Genomic DNA, 16,735 nt, shown 5'->3' on the forward strand with positions numbered 1-16,735 from the left:
GAGTAAAATATTCCCTAAAACACCCCATGAAGAGATAAAAAGGTAATTTTTTTATCCTGAAAACTCGTTACTCTATTCACATCACTGTCTAACCGAGTTTTCATCATGACCAATGTCTGGGTTAAAAATGCCATCAGCGCTATCGAAGCAGATTTTCAGCGTTCGGCTGATACGCATCTTATCCGTTTGACCCTGCCGGATTACCCCGGTATCTATTTTTACCTCAAAGATGAAAGCACACACCCCAGCGGCAGCCTGAAGCATCGTCTGGCGCGTTCCTTGTTTCTCTATGGCCTGTGCAACGGTTGGATTAAAGAAGGCACACCGATTATCGAAGCGTCATCCGGCAGCACTGCCGTGTCAGAGGCGTATTTTGCCCGCTTGCTTGGCCTGTCGTTTATCGCCGTCATGCCCTCCTGCACTGCAAAAAGAAAAGTTGAGCAAATCGCGTTCTATGGCGGGCGCTGCCATTTTGTCGAACAGGCAGGGCAAATCTATGCGGCATCTGAACAGCTCGCACAAGAGATGAACGGCCATTACATGGATCAGTTCACTTACGCAGAACGTGCCACCGACTGGCGCGGCAACAACAATATTGCCGACAGCATTTACCGCCAAATGGCGCGTGAACCGTATCCTGTCCCAGACTATATCGTGATGAGCGCAGGCACTGGCGGCACGTCAGCCACGCTTGGGCGCTACATTCGCTATCAGGGACTGGATACGCAACTGGTCGTCGTCGATCCAGAACATTCTGTCTTCTACGACTGTTACCAACAGCGGGATCGCTCCATCACTGGCCCATGTGGTAGCCGGATAGAAGGTATTGGTCGCCCGCGTGCCGAACCCTCTTTTATTCCTGACGTCATTGATAGCATGATCAAAGTGCCGGACGCCGCCAGCATCGCCACACTGTACTGGCTGGAAAGCGTATTAGGCCGCAAGGCGGGGGCTTCTACCGGCACCAACGTCTGGGGTATGCTGCAACTGGCCAAAGAAATGATGAGCCGCGGTCAAAAAGGGGCGATTGTGACCCTGCTGTGCGACAGTGGTGAACGCTATCTGGATACCTACTACAACAGCAGTTGGGTAGAAAAAAATATCGGCGACATTCGCCCTTACCTCAATGCGCTGAACACCCGAGAGATGCCCCCTTTCATACCTGAACCCAGTCTGGCGTAAGACAGCCCTATTCTGCACGCAGCCGCGGCGCTGAATACGAGCCATTTTTCAGGTAACATAGCGACTTTACACCGCAGTGCGTTACGGACGTATTGCGGTTAGCGTCGCGTTAAGGTGAATGAAGAATGAAGCGTGCTGTTGTCGTTTTTAGCGGTGGACAAGATTCCACAACCTGCCTGATTCAGGCCCTGCAACATTATGATGACGTCCACTGTATTACCTTCGATTATGGACAGCGTCACCGTGCGGAAATTGATATCGCCCAGGAACTCAGCCTGAAGTTGGGTGCAACGGCGCATAAGGTGCTAGACGTAGGCTTACTGAATGAGCTCGCCACCAGCAGCCTGACGCGCGACAGCATCCCGGTTCCTGATTACGACGCCAATGCGCAAGGCATCCCCAATACCTTCGTTCCGGGAAGAAATATTCTTTTCCTGACGCTCGCCTCAATCTATGCCTATCAGGTTGGTGCCGAGACGGTCATTACTGGCGTGTGTGAGACCGATTTTTCCGGCTACCCTGATTGTCGCGACGAATTCGTTAAGGCGCTAAATCAGGCTATTGTATTAGGCATTGCCCGCGACATTCGTTTTGAAACCCCGCTGATGTGGCTCAATAAGGCGGAAACCTGGGCGCTAGCGGATTACTACCAGCAACTCGATACGGTGCGCTATCACACGTTAACCTGCTATAACGGCATCAAGGGTGATGGGTGTGGCCAATGTACCGCCTGCCATTTACGCGCGAATGGTCTCGCACAATATCAAAACGATTCCGCGGCTGTCATGGCATCACTGAAGCAGAAAGCAGGGTTACGCTAATACGTCACAACACAGAAACATCACGCGACGTAAAAACCGTAGGCCACGCCACGCAGCAATGGCCTGCGGCTTTATGTTAACAGAGAATTTCGTTTAGATGTTCCAGCAGTTCTCCCTCCAGCGGCAGTGCTTTTTGCGTCAATAAATCGATGCAGACAAACGTCAGCGTGGCATCAGTCACATCGCTTTCATCAGACACTCGGGTTATCTTCTGGCTGATCACGCCGCTTTTTGTATTTATCTGTAGTAATTCGCTATCAATACGCAGCACATCACCAAGAACAGCAGGTCTGCGGTAGTTGATATTGACGTTCACTACAACGAAAGCGATTTTGTTGCTATGCATCCAGCCAAAAGCGGGCTGGGTCTCCAGCCATTGCCAACGCGCTTCTTCCAGAAATTCCAGATAACGCGCGTTATTAACGTGCTGATAAACATCTATGTGATAACCACGAACGGTAATGAACGCCTGCATAGCGGGAATACTCCTGTGACAAAACCGACAACGGGTGTGACCTGATAATTAGCCTAGCAGAGGTTCGCAGCCCAGAGAAAGTGCTCGACTGGGCTGCGACTGATATCACAATTTTAAAGACATCACGGGCTTAAAAAATCACAGCTTTAAACGAGAGAGATTGCGCTCAACTAACGCCGCCCCAATTCCCGGTACCTCCGTTAATTGATCTATCTGAGTAAAAGGACCATTTTGCTCGCGGTAGTTAACTATCGCTTCCGCCTTTTTCAGACCGACGCCGTTCATGATGTCGGCCAACTCGGCAGCACTCGCTGCATTAATGCTTACTTTATCCTCGTCGGCATCAGGAAGCGTTACTTTTTCCACTTTCTGATCCGTTGGAGCAGACTTTACTGCCGTCGACGTGCTGTCGGCGGCTTTAAGTTCCGCCTGAACCAGTAATGGCAACCCAGATAAACTCATTCCAATGATTAAGCACAGTGCTTTTATTCCTGATTTTTTCATGCTGTTTCCTCCATGTGTGTGACAGCACGGCTACCTTGCCGCAGAGCAATCAACACCGCAAACAGCAGAATTTAAATGTGGAAAAGGCCGCGAAAGCGGCCTTTGGTTGTTGCAACGATTTGCAAATTTTTGCGGGGCTTACTGCTGTTCCTGCGCCGCGTTGCCCATCTTGATTTTCGCTTCACTACGCAAGCTGGACAGCAGAGAATCGAACAACGCTCCCAGAGAACCTTGCTGAACCTGACTGGCAAACTGTGTTTTCTGCTCATCGTTTAGCTGATGTGGCGTCACGCTATCCAGCGCGACCAGCACAACATTACCGGCTTGATCCTGAGTAATCGCATAAGACGGCTTATCCTTCTCTGGATGTGGCATAGCAAAAATAGCTTCAGCCGTTGCATCACCCTGAGAGAGTGAAGACATCGTTTTTGCTTCGCTAAAGCTCAACCCTGCTGCTTTCAGCGCGTCGTCTTTACCTTGCTTCAACTCAGCCAGAATTTTTTCAGCGTCGATACGAGCCTGCTGTTCAGCCTTCTGACGTTTCAATGTCTCTACGATTTCGGTACGAACCTGATCCAGAGGGCGAGTACTTTCAGGCTTGTGCTCAGTGATACGCAGAACGAAAGCACGGTCACCCTCAACGTTAATCACATCGGAGTTATTGCCCGCGGCACCGTTTTCCCCCAGCAGCGCACCGCTAAAGATAGCCTGCGTGACCGGTTGGAAGTTCAGCGCGGCAGGAACCTTCTCACGCGTAAACCAGTCGGTCTGTGTGGCTTTCACACCGGCCGCTTCTTCTGCTGAAGCCAGAGATTCGTTGTCATTGCTGGCCGCTTCGCTGACTTTTTGCTGCAGCGCATAGTAACCATCCTGCGCTTTCTCATGCTTCACTTTCTCAGCGATTTCAGCACGCACTTCGCTCAGCGGTTTGATCTGCTGCGGCTGAACATCATCCAGACGCACAATCAGATAGCCAACAGAGGATTTAATCGCTCCGGAAACCTGACCTTTCTCCGTCAGTTTTGCCTGCTTCAGCTCATCAATCATGCTGTTTTCGTCCATCCATCCCAGATCGCCACCGTTGCGACGCGAGATGATGTCCGTTGATTTTTCTTTCGCCAGCGTAGCGAAATCACCACCTTGCTTCAGCGCATCCAGAACAGACGTTGCATCGGCCTCATTCTTCACCTGAATGACGCTGAATTTTTTGCGCTCAGGTTGGGAGTAGTCGTTCTTGTTCTGCTCGTAGAAATCGCTGATGGCAGCATCGTCTACTTTCACGCCGTCCATGATGCTTGCCGCATCCAGCGCGATATAGCTGACTTTGAATTCTTCCGGCGCGATGAAATTGCCTTTGTTCTGATCGTAATAGCTCTGAACTTCATCGTCAGCAACCGTCTGGGCTTTTGCTTTCGCCGCAATATCAATGGTTGCCAAACGGACAACGCGATCTTGTGCAGCCAGTTTCACCAGATTATCGATCTCCTGCGGCAGCAGGAATGATGTATTGCCAAAACCGCGAATCAGCTGTTGCGACGTCAGTTGCTTACGCAGCATCTGAGCATACATATCCGGTGTTACGCCAAGGCGACGGACCTGATCCAGATACTTTTCATTATCAAAACGGTTATTTGTCTGAAACGCGGGAACGTCAAAGATCGCCTGTTTGATTTGCTCATCACTGATGTTCAGCCCCAGCTTGTTGGCATACTGATCCAGCAAGGTTTCATCAATGAGTTGGGAGAGTGCCTGCCTACGCAATTGCTGCATGTAACCGTCATTGCTCGCCAGAAGAGAGAAATTCTCACCCAAGGCTTCCTGCTGACGACTGCGTTCGTTCTGTACCGCCTGCTCAAGCTGTGCGCGGGTAATTTCCTGCCCGTTCACCTTTGCAGCGTAATCTCCTGAACCACCAATAAGATAATCACCAACGCCAGTTAGAACGAATGATGCGATGATCAAAGCAAGAATAATTTTGAGCACGACGTTATTTGCGGCCGTACGTAAATTGTCCATCATAATGTGACAACACTCCGCTGTAGAATGGATAAAACTCCCTGCGCTGGCCGAAGCCATGCATCCTTGCGATTGCAATAGCCCAATACAAGGCTAGGGCGCACTTAAGCTTGTTGCCCGCCACGTTCTGCCATGTGTCGGGTATGTAAAATCCTATATAAATAAAAGGCACATCATAAAATGATGCGCCTCGTATCTTACCCTACCAATATCATTGCGTCAGGTATTGTTTGGCACCCAAAGTGGTTATCAGCCAAACCTGTGACGTAATAATCAGTTAACGGCGTCTTTCAGCGTCTTACCAGCACGGAATCCTGGTACTTTTGCTGCAGGGATACTGATTTCCTTACCCGTTTGCGGGTTACGGCCGGTACGAGCAGCACGTTCACGCACTGAGAAAGTACCAAAACCAACCAAAGCAACATCATCCCCTTCTTTCAGGGAATCGGTAACGGAACCAATAATTGCATCTAACACACGCCCTGCTGCCGCTTTGGAAATATCAGCATCTGCGGCAATTTTGTCGATCAATTGTGACTTGTTCACTCTGTCATCCCCTCTGGAATTCTCTTATCGCGCTTCAATGTCCCAAGACGCGACACGTAACTTATTATCAATGCTGTCATGCTTAGCCAGTTACGGCTAAAACTAACAGTGCTCTAACTTAGCGGTACAAAAAAAAGCTGGCAAGCACGATTTCACTCACCAGCCCTGATTTTCTCAAGGGTTTTTGCGACAGGTCACTATTTTGCCTTGGCTTTGGTCTTTGCTTTAGGGGTCGAGACCACTTGCATGCCAGAAGGCGAATTCTGCAACGCTAACGCTAACACTTCCTCAATACGTTTCACCGGATGGATTTCCAGATCGGCAATCACGTTCTGTGGGATATCCTCCAGATCACGCTTGTTGTCATCAGGAATCAATACCGTCTTGATACCACCACGGTGTGCGGCCAACAGCTTCTCTTTCAGACCACCAATCGGCAGCACCAGACCACGCAGGGTAATCTCCCCCGTCATCGCCACATCGGCACGCACCGGATTTCCGGTCAAACAAGAAACTAGCGCGGTACACATCGCGATACCCGCACTCGGACCATCTTTCGGCGTCGCACCTTCTGGAACGTGAACGTGGATATCACGCTTCTCGTAAAAATCAGCATTGATGCCTAATTTTTCCGCACGGGCGCGAACTACGGTGAGCGCAGCCTGAATCGACTCCTGCATGACCTCACCCAGTGAACCAGTATAGGTCAGTTTCCCCTTGCCCGGCACACAGGCGGTTTCGATTGTCAGCAGATCGCCACCGACTTCCGTCCAGGCCAGACCGGTTACCTGTCCTACGCGATTCTCATCGTCCGCGCGGCCATAGTCAAAGCGCTGTACCCCGAGGAAATCCTTAAGATTATCGCCCGAAACCTGAATATGCTTAGTAGATTTATCCATCAATAGCGTTTTTACTGCTTTACGGCACAGTTTAGAGATTTCACGCTCCAGACTACGCACACCCGCTTCACGCGTGTAATAACGGATAATGCCAACGATCGCGCTGTCTTCTACCGACAGCTCACCACTTTTCAGCGCATTACGTTCGATCTGTTTCGGCAGCAGGTGCTGTTTAGCGATGTTCAGTTTTTCATCTTCGGTATAGCCGGAAAGACGAATGACCTCCATACGGTCAAGCAACGGCGCCGGAATGTTCATGGAGTTAGACGTCGCCACAAACATCACATCAGACAGATCGTAGTCGACTTCCAGATAGTGATCGTTAAACGCCACGTTCTGCTCAGGATCGAGCACTTCCAGCAGAGCAGAAGCCGGATCGCCACGCATATCGGAAGACATCTTGTCGATCTCGTCCAGCAGGAACAGCGGATTTTTCACACCGACTTTCGCCATTTTCTGGATCAGTTTGCCCGGCATTGAACCAATATAGGTACGGCGGTGCCCACGGATTTCCGCTTCGTCACGCACCCCCCCCAACGCCATACGCACATACTGACGTCCGGTCGCTTTGGCGATGGACTGACCCAGCGAGGTTTTCCCGACGCCAGGAGGCCCTACCAGACACAAAATCGGCCCTCTGATCTTGCTGACACGACTCTGTACCGCGAGATATTCGAGGATGCGTTCTTTCACACGATCCAGACCATAATGGTCGGTATCCAGCATTTCCTGCGCTTTCAGCAAGTCTTTCTTCACTTTGCTACGCGCATTCCACGGAACCTGCACCATCCAGTCGATATAACTGCGCACTACCGTCGCTTCCGCCGACATCGGCGACATCATCTTCAGCTTTTGCAGTTCAGCTTCGGCTTTCTCACGTGCGTCTTTCGGCATTTTTGCCGCTTCAATCTTACGCTTTAACGCTTCATGTTCATCCGGCGCGTCGTCCATCTCACCCAGCTCTTTCTGAATAGCTTTCATTTGCTCATTCAGATAGTACTCACGCTGGCTTTTTTCCATTTGCTTCTTAACGCGGCCACGGATCCGTTTTTCTACCTGCAGCAGGTCGATTTCGGATTCCATCATCGCCATCAGATACTCTAAACGTTCGGTAATATCGAACATTTCAAGTACGGACTGTTTATCAGCCAATTTCAGCGGCATGTGTGCGGCAATGGTGTCGGCTAAGCGCGCGGCATCATCAATGCTGTTCAGTGATGTCAGTACTTCCGGCGGGATCTTCTTGTTCAGCTTGATGTAACCCTCAAACTGATTGATTGCCGTGCGCATGAGCACTTCCTGCTCGCGTTCATCAATCGCCGGAGAATCAAGATATTCGGCTTTTGCCGCGAAATGCTCGCCACCGTCAGAAAGCGTCGTAATACGGGCACGCTGCAACCCCTCGACCAGCACTTTTACCGTACCGTCAGGCAGTTTCAGCATTTGAAGAATTGAGGCTACCGTCCCTACCGAGAAAAGATCGTTAATACTTGGCTCATCCGTTGAAGCTTCTTTCTGTGCCACCAGCATGATCTTCTTATCATGATCCATTGCGGCTTCAAGGCACCGAATCGATTTCTCCCGACCAACAAACAACGGAATGACCATGTGCGGATAAACCACCACATCGCGCAATGGCAATACGGGGATTTCTATGCGTTCGGAACGCTCAGGGTTCATAGAGCTCTCTCTTAGTTTCGTTTCCGCCAGGTTATGGGAATCTCGTGAAACGCGGTTTTCACGGGTTTCATCAAATAGGTATTTGAGTATATGGGGATAAATATCTCACATTCAACGACCAGCATGTGTGTAAAAAACAAATGGGGGATAAATCCCCCATTTTTATTTTGTGACACAGGCTTAATTGATTACTTATTCGCCGGAGGCCTGCTGAGCTTCATGCTTACCATAGATCAGCAATGGCTCGGATTGACCCGCAATAACGGATTCATCAATAACGACTTTGTCCACGCTTTCCAACGATGGCAGGTCATACATGGTATCCAGCAGAGCGGCTTCAACGATAGAACGCAGGCCACGCGCACCGGTTTTACGCGCCATCGCTTTCTTGGCAATCGCCGTCAGCGCTTCATCACGGAATTCCAGCTCAACGCCTTCCAGATTGAACAGAGCCTGATACTGTTTGGTCAGCGCATTCTTCGGCTCGCGCAGAATCTGAATCAGCGCCTCTTCACTCAGCTCTCTCAACGTCGCAACCACAGGCAGACGGCCGATGAACTCAGGAATCAAACCGAATTTAATCAAATCACCGGGTTCAACATTGCTTAACAGTTCGCCTTCTGTTGCTTTGTCAGCCGACCCTTTAACCGTTGCATTAAAGCCAATGCCGCGACCAGTATCGGTACGCTGCTCGATCACCTTATCCAGACCCGCGAATGCACCGCCGCAGATAAAGAGGATCTTGGAGGTATCAACCTGCAAGAACTCCTGCTGCGGATGCTTACGACCGCCCTGTGGCGGAACCGCAGCAATCGTCCCTTCGATAAGCTTCAGCAGCGCCTGCTGCACACCTTCGCCTGAAACATCACGCGTGATCGACGGGTTGTCTGACTTACGAGAAATCTTGTCAATCTCATCGATGTAGACAATGCCGCGCTGTGCTTTCTGCACATCGTAATCACACTTCTGCAGCAGCTTCTGAATGATGTTTTCCACGTCTTCACCGACGTAACCTGCTTCGGTCAGCGTCGTGGCATCCGCCATAGTGAATGGCACATCCAAGAAGCGCGCCAGCGTTTCAGCCAGCAGCGTTTTACCGCTCCCGGTAGGACCGATCAGCAGGATGTTACTTTTACCCAGTTCGATCCCATTGCTGCTGTCACCATTACGCAAGCGTTTATAGTGGTTATAGACCGCAACGGCCAATACCTTTTTGGCCTGCTCTTGCCCAATGACGTAATCGTCAAGGTGGCGGCGGATTTCGTGTGGCGTCGGCAACGCGCTGCGCTCACGGTGGGGCGCCACTTCCTTAATTTCTTCGCGAATAATGTCGTTACACAAATCAACACATTCATCGCAGATATACACCGACGGCCCGGCAATCAGCTTACGCACTTCATGCTGGCTCTTGCCGCAAAAAGAGCAGTACAGTAACTTTCCTGAACCGTCTTTGCGCTTATCTGTCATGAGTTAAACCTCTTTTTCGTCTTTTGCCCGCAGGCCAACCACAGCGATACCGCTACAACGAACGCCGATACTTATAGCCAATACGCGTAAAATAACCTCGCACAACAGACTATCGGTCGAACACTGATTTTTAGCTACACCAGACCACGACTATGGCGAATGATTACCCGCGGTTAGTGAATACGGAATCTACCAAACCGTACTCTACAGCCTCACTGGCAGAGAGGAAACGATCGCGCTCGGTGTCTCTCTCTATCGCTTCAAGAGGTTGACCCGTATGTTTCGCCATCAGCTCATTCATCTTGGCTTTCACTTTCAGTATTTCTTTGGCATGGATCTCAATATCCGTCGCCTGCCCCTGGAAACCGCCCAACGGCTGGTGAATCATCACGCGCGAGTTAGGCAGGCAAATACGTTTGCCTTTGGCACCCGCAGTTAACAGGAACGCGCCCATTGAGCAAGCCTGTCCCATACAGATCGTGCTGACATCCGGCTTGATAAACTGCATGGTGTCGTAAATGGACATACCGGCAGTAATGACGCCACCTGGAGAGTTAATGTACAGATAAATGTCTTTTTCTGGGTTTTCGGCTTCCAGAAACAGCATCTGTGCCACAACCAGATTCGCCATGTGATCTTCAACCTGACCAGTCAGGAAGATTATCCGTTCTTTTAGCAGACGGGAATAGATATCGTAAGAACGTTCCCCACGAGAGGTCTGTTCAACCACCATCGGCACTAACGCCATATGAGGTGCTTGTCTTTCTTGTTCGCCACTGTATGACATTCACGTCTCCTAGATAAAATGCGTCCGGCACTCTTGTTCCGTTGTTCAAGCATTGCATTCAATTCTACTAGAGATAGGGGGGGATGACTACGGAACCCTATCCCTCCACGGCTGAACAACCTATACGGCCGAGAATCCTTACCTGCTGTGCCTACTTTTCCTCTTCAGTGAGTGGGGGCACGCGCATTGAATTTCAAGCTTACACTATCAATCGCTCTCTATTAAAGAGCCAATTATTTTATTATTAACACGTTATCGGCACGGCAAACCTGTGGTTTAACTCCTTGCCTGACCTCATAAATTCTTTGCCTGATTTAATAATAGTGCAATTTCAGGCTGCCATTCCTCGTCTATACGACAAGCGTTGTGGGGTAAACACCGAGATAAAGCACGGCCGAACGGTCACTATCAGCATCGCGTTAGAACATAAGCAAAAAGCCCGCGCCATAAGGCACGGGCTTTTGATAGGGAAAGTTCCCTGCTACGCGATAAACGTGGTTTATGCTGTAGCGGTTTGATTCATCAGCTCGTTGAAGCTTACTGACTTCTCAACAACCTTCGCTTTAGCAAGCACAGTTTCTACCGCTTGCTCTTCCAGCGCGACGTTACGCATATTATTCAGCAGCTCTTTGTTTTTGCCGTAGAACTCGATAACTTCCTGCGGATCTTCGTAAGCAGAAGCCATCTCTTCGATCAGTGCGTTAACGCGTGCTTCATCAGCTTTCAGTTCATTGCTGCTGATGACTTCGCCCAGCAACAGACCGATAACAACGCGACGTTTAGCTTGCTCTTCGAACAGCTCACGCGGTAATTCCAGCGCTTGCTTCTCGTTACCGCCAAAACGCTGCGCAGCCTGACGACGCAGAACATCGATTTCTCCATCGATCAGCGCCGCTGGCACATCGATGTCGTTTGCGTTGATCAGTCCGTCCAGAACCTGAGTTTTCACACGGTTACGCACCGCGCCTTTCAGCTCACGTTCCATATTTTTACGGACTTCAGCACGCAGACCTTCTTGAGAACCATCAGCCACGCCGAAACGCTTGATGAATTCTTCAGTCAGTTCAGGCAGTTCACGCTCTTCTACTTTCTTCAGGACGATAGCGAACTGAGCCGCTTTTCCTTTCAGGTTTTCCGCGTGGTAATCTTCAGGGAAGTTCACATCGATAGTGAATTCTTCACCCGCTTTGTGCCCAACGACGCCATCTTCAAAACCTGGGATCATGCGATTCTGGCCCATTGCCAGAACGAAATCGGAAGCTTTACCGCCTTCGAAGACTTCACCGTCGATAGAGCCAGTGAAATCGATAGTGACACGATCTTCCGCTGCCGCAGCGCGGTCAGTTTCTTTCCAGGTCGCCTGTTGCTTACGCAGCGTTTCCAGCATGGTATCAACGTCAGCGTCAGTCACTTCAACGACCGGTTTTTCAACTTCGATCGCATCCAGACCTTTCAGTTCAACTTCCGGGTACACTTCAAACTCAACAGAGTAAGTGAAGTCGCCGCCTACAGCGTATTCGCCAGGGATGTAGTTAGGCGCGCCAACCGGATTAATTTTTTCTTTGATGATAGCGTCAACAAAGTTGCGCTGCATCAGGTCACCCAGTACGTCCTGACGCACAGAGGCACCATAACGCTGAGCAACAACATTCATCGGCACTTTGCCTTTACGAAAACCGTCAATACGTACTTTTTTGGCCGCGTTGACCAGTTCGCTCTTCACCGCACTCTCAATGATGTCAGCAGCAACGGTAATCGTTACGCGACGTCCCAGACCTTGAGTGGTTTCAACTGAAACTTGCATCTTGTTACCTCAAAAAATCACAGTGATCGGTCAACCCCAAAACTATTCTCGCGACGAAAAATCTCACGACAGCAAGGCTGACTCAAAACTGGCACTAAGGTGCACAGCGTTAAACAAACCTCGCAGAACCGGGAAATTGCCAACCCCGTTCCCTGTAGTCAGAAGCGTCTCGAATACATTCAGGAAAAATAGACGCGGTATTATAGCGGTATAGAGAGGATGAGTCGAGAACGGCGGGTGGACTATTACAGCAACAGATTCACACTTTTAGTCAGTAACCCGCCCCGATATGTCAGGAACGGGCCATATTAATGACTAAGAAAGGATGCCTGCACCACCACAAGGTGGTGAAGAAGGGACGGCATTTTGCAAACTAGCCCACTCTTTTGTCGAATACGTATGTAACGCTAACGCATGCACCGACCCCGCCAGTTCCTCAGCCAGTACGGCATAAACCGCGCGGTGTCGCCCAATTACGCGTTCCCCCGTGAATTTATCGCTGACCAACACAACTTTAAAATGGCTTTCCGCTCCCGCAGGCACGTTGTGACGATAGCTTTCATCGAACACCTCTAAATGAACGGGTTCAAAACCCACACGCAGCTTTTCTTCTATCGTTTCACGCATCATACGACTACCCTTTCGGCTTGGGGAAAATGTGATATCAACGCGACATTACTGCCACTCAACTGCGACTCACCGATGCCCGAATCATTATAACCTTAGCGTTTTTTCAACCTGTTATGCGTAAAAACGGTCTGACAAAGAAGAAAAGTATTCGCAACGCCTTGATATCTCATCGACGGTTTTGATGTGATAAAAACGGTTTTTTCAGGCCAATGGCACGAAAAAGATGAATTTCAGAACAATTTACCTGCTATCGGCTCTTTTTCCTGCCTGTGGCGATGATATGATATCAACAATATTTATCGGCTCACCACACTAATCATTATTGAGAAAATACGAATGTTAAAAAAATTATTTTTCCCTCTACTGGCCGTAATTCTGCTTGCAGGCTGTGCAGCAAAAAGCAACACGCTGAACATCACGCCTAAAATTAGCCTGCCTTCTCAGGATCCGACCCTGATGGGCGTAACGATTAGCATCAACGGTGCAGACCAGCGCGCCGACCAGGCGCTGGCAAAAGTGAATCGCGACGGCCAGCTGATTACGCTGACGCCTTCCCGCGATCTGCGCTTCCTGTTGCAAGAAGCGCTGGAGAAACAAATGACCGCGCGTGGTTATATGATCGGCACGGGCGGCCCGGTCGCTTTACAGATTGTGGTTAACCACCTGTACGCCGATGTTTCTGAAGGAAACCTGCGCTACAACATCACGACCAAAGCAGATATCTCCATCATTTCTCAGGCAGCAAATGGCAACAAGCAGGTGAAAAACTACCGCTCAACCTATAACGTTCAGGGCGCGTTCACCGCCAGCAACGACAAAATCACCGATGCGGTTAACACGGTGCTGGGCGATGTTATCAACGACATGGCGCAAGACACCAGTGTAAGTAGCTTCGTCAAAGAAAACGCCCGTTAATTTCTGTATGCCGCTTCCCTTGCTCCTGAACGCTCTCGGAGCAAGGGAAAGGACTCTTCATGTTTAGTCGCATCATTGCTTTATTCAGCCAACGTAATTCGCTTTTTATGCTGTTGCTTGGCTTCGCTTCCGGTTTACCACTGGCATTGACATCAGGCACATTGCAAGCCTGGATGACTGTCGAGAATGTCGATCTGAAAACCATCGGTTTTTTCTCTTTGGTTGGTCAAGCCTACGTATTCAAGTTTCTGTGGTCCCCCCTCATGGATCGCTATACCCCACCGTTTCTTGGCAGGCGCCGTGGCTGGCTGATACTCAGTCAACTCCTGCTCATTGCTGCCATTATTGGCATGGGATTTATGAATCCGGCACGCGATCTCTGGTGGCTGGCAGCGCTGGCCGTGATGGTCGCGTTCTGTTCTGCTTCTCAGGATATTGTTTTTGATGCCTATAAAACGGATTTACTCCCCCCGGAAGAACGCGGCACGGGCGCGGCAACATCGGTCTTAGGCTACCGTCTGGCCATGCTGGTTTCTGGCGGGCTGGCCCTGTGGATGGCGGATCGCTATCTCGGCTGGCAAGCAACGTATTGGCTCATCGCAGGGCTCATGCTGATCGGCGTGTTCGCCACCCTGTTAGCACCGGAACCGCTAAATAGCCAACCGGCACCGCGCACCATGGAGCAAGCCATTGTTGCCCCCCTAGGCGATTTCTTCGAACGCAACAACGCCTGGCTTATTCTTCTGCTTATCGTTTTATACAAGCTCGGTGACGCCTTTGCGATCAGCCTGACGACCACCTTCCTGATACGCGGCGTTGGTTTCAATGCGGGTGATGTCGGGCTGGTTAACAAAACGCTTGGACTCTTCGCCACCATCGTAGGGGCGATTTACGGTGGATTATTGATGCAGCGGCTCTCGTTGTTCAGAGCATTGATGCTGTTTGGCATCCTTCAGGCCGTATCCAACGCGGGATATTGGCTGCTGGCTATCACCGCCAAAAGTCTATTCACTATGGCTACCGCAGTTTTCCTGGAAAATCTCTGTGGTGGGATGGGGACAGCGGCATTCGTCGCGCTCTTGATGACGCTGTGTAATAAATCATTCTCAGCCACACAGTTTGCCCTGCTTTCCGCCCTTGCGGCCGTCGGACGGGTGTACGTTGGGCCTATCGCAGGCTGGTTTGTTGAATCCTACGGCTGGGCATGGTTCTATCTGTTCTCGATTTTGGCTGCCTTACCGGGTCTGGCAATCCTGATGATTTGCCGCGAGACGCTAGAATTCACCCAGAAAACCGATACTTTTCAGTTGCGTACACACTTCCAGAATTATTACAGGAAGGCCTTACATGTACTGGGTTCAGGGGTGATATTGCTGGCGCTGTGGCTCATGCTACTCATTAGCAATGCGCTAGAATGGTCTTCATTGCCCCAACTGGCAGAATACCTGCTCGCCGCAGGCTGTACACTCGCCCTGCTGGGTATATTCTTCGGCAGTTTGTTGGATTATCTGTCGCTTCGGCGTGCATCAAAACCGTCAACACACTGACGATATTCGTTCAGGCAGCGCTCACAGGCTGCCTGAACCTATTACACTTTTCCTTTATTTAATTATTTTTCCCATAATTATCTTGCTAGCAAGCATTTTATTTCCTCGTAAAATCTCGCAAAACTAATTTCATTCGTTATCAAAAACGCAGATTGAACAAAAAATTTCACTAAATCGGAAATAGAAAATAAGCGTTAGCGCAAGTTGTAATTTCTTATTATCCATCCATACTCTTATCGGAGTAGCCACTTAATTTGCTGTTTTTAAAAATTATTTTTATTTTGGCTATTCTTGTGACATTAAGGGCAAAAACCAGCAACAAACGGCTGACATAACCTTAATCATGTTTACAGTGCAGTAACCTTCCCGTAAAATGCCCGCTCGCGTGAAATGACAATAGAGCCCTTGTTATTGAGGTCGCTAGATGAGACTCAGGAAATACAATAAAATTTTTGGGATGCTGTCTTTATTTGCAGCCACAGCTCTGCTGAGCGGTTGCGATATGGCGCTGATGAACCCCAAAGGAGAGATCGGGTTAGAGCAAAGATCGCTAATACTGACTGCCATCGGGCTGATGTTGATCGTTGTGATTCCCGTCATCGTTATGACGATAGCTTTTGCCTGGAAGTTCCGTGCTTCCAATGAAAAGGCAAAATATACCCCGAATTGGTCACACTCCAATAAGATAGAAGCCGTAGTTTGGACTGTACCAATTATCATTATCGTCATTCTTGGCACGATTACCTGGAAGACGACCCACTCGCTTGATCCCTACAAGCCATTGGAATCAGACGTCAAACCTATCAATATCGAAGTTGTTTCGCTTGATTGGAAATGGCTGTTTGTTTACCCGGATCTGGGCATTGCGACGGTTAACGAACTGGCTTTCCCTGCCAACGTACCGGTTGCATTCAAGATTACATCCGACTCCGTGATGAACTCCTTCTTCATTCCTCGCCTTGGTGGACAGATTTACGCCATGGCCGGAATGCAGACGAAGCTCCACTTGATCGCTAACGAACCGGGCAAGTATGACGGTATCTCTGGCGGCTATAGTGGTAAAGGCTTCTCTGGTATGAAGTTCACCGCAATTGCCACACCGACTCAACAAGAGTTCGACCAGTGGGTTGCGAACGTTCGTGCGTCCTCCAAGACACTGAATACCATGGATGAATTCAACACTTTGGCTAAGCCAAGTGAATTCCATCCTGTCGAATATTTCTCCAGTGTCCAGCCGGATTTGTTCAATAATCTTATTCGCAAATTCATAGGCAACGACATGAACATGCAACATCATGGTGAAGGCATGAAGCATGATGGTGAAAGCATGAAGTCTGACGAAAGCATGCAACACAGTGAGGGCATGAAGCACGATGAAAACATGCAACACGGTGAGGGTATGCAACACGGCGACGGCATGAACATGGGCGAGCATAGCTCGCACAAAGGAGCCGAGGGATAA

General features: G+C 49.8%; 14 protein-coding genes. 5 read left to right on the forward strand and 9 right to left on the reverse strand.

Annotation, left to right across the window (positions count from 1 at the left end):
• The first annotated feature begins 105 nt into the window (after positions 1-105).
• Both O1Q74_RS14705 and queC read left to right on the forward strand, forming a co-directional pair.
• A complete protein-coding gene (locus O1Q74_RS14705; protein ID WP_271874258.1) occupies positions 106-1,182 on the forward strand; it encodes a PLP-dependent cysteine synthase family protein in 1,077 nt (358 codons plus the stop codon).
• A 125-nt stretch (positions 1,183-1,307) separates the two neighbouring features.
• Complete coding sequence (queC, locus tag O1Q74_RS14710) at positions 1,308-2,003, forward strand: 7-cyano-7-deazaguanine synthase QueC (RefSeq protein ID WP_271874260.1); 696 nt, start codon at positions 1,308-1,310, stop codon at positions 2,001-2,003.
• Between the two features lie 76 nt (positions 2,004-2,079).
• Here queC and O1Q74_RS14715 read toward each other — a convergent pair whose 3' ends face one another.
• The 9 genes from O1Q74_RS14715 to bolA all read right to left on the reverse strand — a co-directional run bounded on the left by O1Q74_RS14715 (position 2,080) and on the right by bolA (position 12,811).
• Entirely contained in the window at positions 2,080-2,478 is a 399-nt protein-coding gene (locus O1Q74_RS14715; protein WP_271874262.1) for an acyl-CoA thioesterase, read from the reverse strand.
• A gap of 138 nt (positions 2,479-2,616) precedes the next feature.
• A complete protein-coding gene (locus tag O1Q74_RS14720) occupies positions 2,617-2,982 on the reverse strand; it encodes a ComEA family DNA-binding protein (RefSeq protein WP_271874263.1) in 366 nt (121 codons plus the stop codon).
• Positions 2,983-3,120: 138 nt separating this feature from the next.
• Complete coding sequence (gene ppiD, locus O1Q74_RS14725; protein WP_271874265.1) at positions 3,121-5,001, reverse strand: peptidylprolyl isomerase; 1,881 nt, start codon at positions 4,999-5,001, stop codon at positions 3,121-3,123.
• A gap of 270 nt (positions 5,002-5,271) precedes the next feature.
• Entirely contained in the window at positions 5,272-5,544 is a 273-nt protein-coding gene (gene hupB, locus O1Q74_RS14730; RefSeq protein ID WP_271874266.1) for a nucleoid-associated protein HU-beta, read from the reverse strand.
• 197 nt (positions 5,545-5,741) lie between these two features.
• On the reverse strand, positions 5,742-8,123 hold the full coding sequence (gene lon / locus O1Q74_RS14735) for an endopeptidase La (RefSeq protein ID WP_271874268.1): 2,382 nt from the start codon (positions 8,121-8,123) through the stop codon (positions 5,742-5,744).
• A 192-nt stretch (positions 8,124-8,315) separates the two neighbouring features.
• Positions 8,316-9,590, reverse strand: a complete 1,275-nt coding sequence (gene clpX / locus O1Q74_RS14740) for an ATP-dependent protease ATP-binding subunit ClpX (protein WP_271874270.1) — start codon at positions 9,588-9,590, stop codon at positions 8,316-8,318.
• A gap of 163 nt (positions 9,591-9,753) precedes the next feature.
• Positions 9,754-10,377: an ATP-dependent Clp endopeptidase proteolytic subunit ClpP gene (gene clpP / locus O1Q74_RS14745; RefSeq protein ID WP_014700831.1), complete on the reverse strand. Its 624-nt coding sequence runs from the start codon at positions 10,375-10,377 to the stop codon at positions 9,754-9,756.
• A gap of 499 nt (positions 10,378-10,876) precedes the next feature.
• Positions 10,877-12,181 (reverse strand): trigger factor, encoded by a 1,305-nt coding sequence (gene tig / locus O1Q74_RS14750; RefSeq protein WP_271874274.1) that lies wholly within the window; start codon positions 12,179-12,181, stop codon positions 10,877-10,879.
• Between the two features lie 315 nt (positions 12,182-12,496).
• A complete protein-coding gene (bolA, locus tag O1Q74_RS14755) occupies positions 12,497-12,811 on the reverse strand; it encodes a transcriptional regulator BolA (protein WP_271874277.1) in 315 nt (104 codons plus the stop codon).
• Positions 12,812-13,147: 336 nt separating this feature from the next.
• Between bolA and O1Q74_RS14760 the strand changes: the two genes are divergently transcribed.
• From O1Q74_RS14760 to cyoA, 3 genes are all read left to right on the forward strand, one after another.
• Positions 13,148-13,726 carry a lipoprotein gene (locus O1Q74_RS14760; protein ID WP_015839344.1) on the forward strand — a complete coding sequence of 193 codons (579 nt, stop codon included), beginning with the start codon at positions 13,148-13,150 and terminating at the stop codon, positions 13,724-13,726.
• A 59-nt stretch (positions 13,727-13,785) separates the two neighbouring features.
• Complete coding sequence (gene ampG / locus O1Q74_RS14765) at positions 13,786-15,273, forward strand: muropeptide MFS transporter AmpG (protein ID WP_271874282.1); 1,488 nt, start codon at positions 13,786-13,788, stop codon at positions 15,271-15,273.
• 424 nt (positions 15,274-15,697) lie between these two features.
• Positions 15,698-16,735: a cytochrome o ubiquinol oxidase subunit II gene (gene cyoA, locus O1Q74_RS14770; protein WP_271874285.1), complete on the forward strand. Its 1,038-nt coding sequence runs from the start codon at positions 15,698-15,700 to the stop codon at positions 16,733-16,735.

Origin of the sequence: Pectobacterium sp. A5351, from assembly GCF_028335745.1 — a bacterium.
Lineage (GTDB): Bacteria > Pseudomonadota > Gammaproteobacteria > Enterobacterales > Enterobacteriaceae > Pectobacterium.

Excerpts from the sequence above, each read along its gene's own strand:
- O1Q74_RS14705 (WP_271874258.1), top strand. The coding sequence starts at position 106 with ATGACCAATGTCTGGGTTAAAAATGCCATCAGCGCTATCGAAGCAGAT.
- queC (WP_271874260.1), top strand. The coding sequence starts at position 1,308 with ATGAAGCGTGCTGTTGTCGTTTTTAGCGGTGGACAAGATTCCACAACC.
- O1Q74_RS14715 (WP_271874262.1), bottom strand. The coding sequence starts at position 2,478 with ATGCAGGCGTTCATTACCGTTCGTGGTTATCACATAGATGTTTATCAG.
- O1Q74_RS14720 (WP_271874263.1), bottom strand. The coding sequence starts at position 2,982 with ATGAAAAAATCAGGAATAAAAGCACTGTGCTTAATCATTGGAATGAGT.
- ppiD (WP_271874265.1), bottom strand. The coding sequence starts at position 5,001 with ATGATGGACAATTTACGTACGGCCGCAAATAACGTCGTGCTCAAAATT.
- lon (WP_271874268.1), bottom strand. The coding sequence starts at position 8,123 with ATGAACCCTGAGCGTTCCGAACGCATAGAAATCCCCGTATTGCCATTG.
- clpX (WP_271874270.1), bottom strand. The coding sequence starts at position 9,590 with ATGACAGATAAGCGCAAAGACGGTTCAGGAAAGTTACTGTACTGCTCT.
- clpP (WP_014700831.1), bottom strand. The coding sequence starts at position 10,377 with ATGTCATACAGTGGCGAACAAGAAAGACAAGCACCTCATATGGCGTTA.
- tig (WP_271874274.1), bottom strand. The coding sequence starts at position 12,181 with ATGCAAGTTTCAGTTGAAACCACTCAAGGTCTGGGACGTCGCGTAACG.
- bolA (WP_271874277.1), bottom strand. The coding sequence starts at position 12,811 with ATGATGCGTGAAACGATAGAAGAAAAGCTGCGTGTGGGTTTTGAACCC.
- O1Q74_RS14760 (WP_015839344.1), top strand. The coding sequence starts at position 13,148 with ATGTTAAAAAAATTATTTTTCCCTCTACTGGCCGTAATTCTGCTTGCA.
- ampG (WP_271874282.1), top strand. The coding sequence starts at position 13,786 with ATGTTTAGTCGCATCATTGCTTTATTCAGCCAACGTAATTCGCTTTTT.
- cyoA (WP_271874285.1), top strand. The coding sequence starts at position 15,698 with ATGAGACTCAGGAAATACAATAAAATTTTTGGGATGCTGTCTTTATTT.